Origin of the sequence: Micromonospora globispora (assembly GCF_003857015.1) — a bacterium.
GTDB classification, from domain to species: domain Bacteria; phylum Actinomycetota; class Actinomycetes; order Mycobacteriales; family Micromonosporaceae; genus Micromonospora; species Micromonospora globispora.
In genome coordinates this window covers 1-1,236 of record NZ_QGGF01000636.1, presented here as the reverse complement: position 1 = coordinate 1,236, position 1,236 = coordinate 1, and the positions used below count along the sequence as shown (strand labels likewise).

Genomic DNA, 1,236 nt, shown 5'->3' with positions numbered 1-1,236 from the left:
TCCACCCCAGGGCCGGACACCCCACGCACCGGGACCGGACATTCGACGCGCCCGGGCGACCGACCGTGCGGGCTGCGCGATCCGCAGTTTCACGGAAACGGTGGCCTTCCGGCGCGCGGAGGCCACTCCTTCCGTGGTTTTGCGGGGTCGCCAGCGCTCGGCTTTGTCAGGACAGCGGCACGGAGCTGTCGGCGCGCTCCAGCGCTGCCCGGAGGGCGAGACCCCACCCGGCCCCGGCTGGCCCGGGCTGGGTGGCGGCCACTCCGCGTGATGCCGTTCCCAGCCGGCAGACCGTGCACTTCTCCCTTTGCTCTGCTGCCCGGGACGCAACAGTCACCCTGCATGCCTGTTGCGTCCGCTGCAGCAGAGCAAAGCGTGCGTGCCAGCATGTCGCGGCCAGTTAGGTGGCCGTACCAACGGTGGTCGCTCGACCGCGGTCAGCCTGGGTGGTAGTAGGCCGGGACGGCGATGACGAAGCCGCGCCGACCGTCCGGTACGCCCACCGCGCGCACCGGCGCCCACGCGGGACGGTTCGGTCGGGGCCGAAGGGATCCGGCCCTACGGTCGGACGATGAGCTGGCCGCTGATCGCTCCCGCCCCCGACACGCCGCCCTGTGGACCACCCGTTTCGCACCCGGGCACCGGCTGGTCGGTCACCCGGCACACCGACGTGTGCGCGGTGCTGGCCGACCCTCGCTGCGCGGTGCCCTCGGCACCGGAGGGCCGGCCCGGCACCCTGGCCTGGCTGCGCGGCACGGTCAGCCGGTTCAGCGGCCCGGACCGGCACGCCGACCGTCGGGCGATCGGGGTCGCCGCGCTGGCCGGCCTCGATCCGGCGGAGCTGCGCGCGGCGGCTGCCCGTCGTACCGAGGTGGAACTTGACCGGGCCGGCGACCGGCTGGACGTGATGGCGCGGCTGGCTCGACGCGTACCGGTGGAGGTGCTGGCGGGATGGCTCGGCCTGGCCGATCCGGCGGCGGCCGTGCCGGCGGTGGCGGCCGTGGCCGCCGCCTACCACCCGGGCGCCGAGCCGGCGGTGATTAGGCGCGCCGACCGGGCGGTGGAGACGCTGCTGGCGATGGCACCGCCGGCACCGCCCGAGATCGCCGCGAACCGGCTCGGGTTGCTCGTCCAGGCCTGCGACGCCACGGCGGGGCTGATCGGCGCCGCCGCCCGGTACGTCCTCGCCGCGCCGGAGGCGGTGCCCACCCCCGACCTGCTCGGCGAGGACGTACC

1 protein-coding gene is annotated in these 1,236 nt (G+C 75.6%); it reads left to right on the top strand.

Annotated features, from left to right (window positions below):
• Positions 1-571: 571 nt before the first annotated feature.
• A partial coding sequence (locus DKL51_RS31160) for a cytochrome P450 family protein (protein ID WP_498070965.1) occupies positions 572-1,236 on the top strand: 665 nt, incomplete at its 3' end.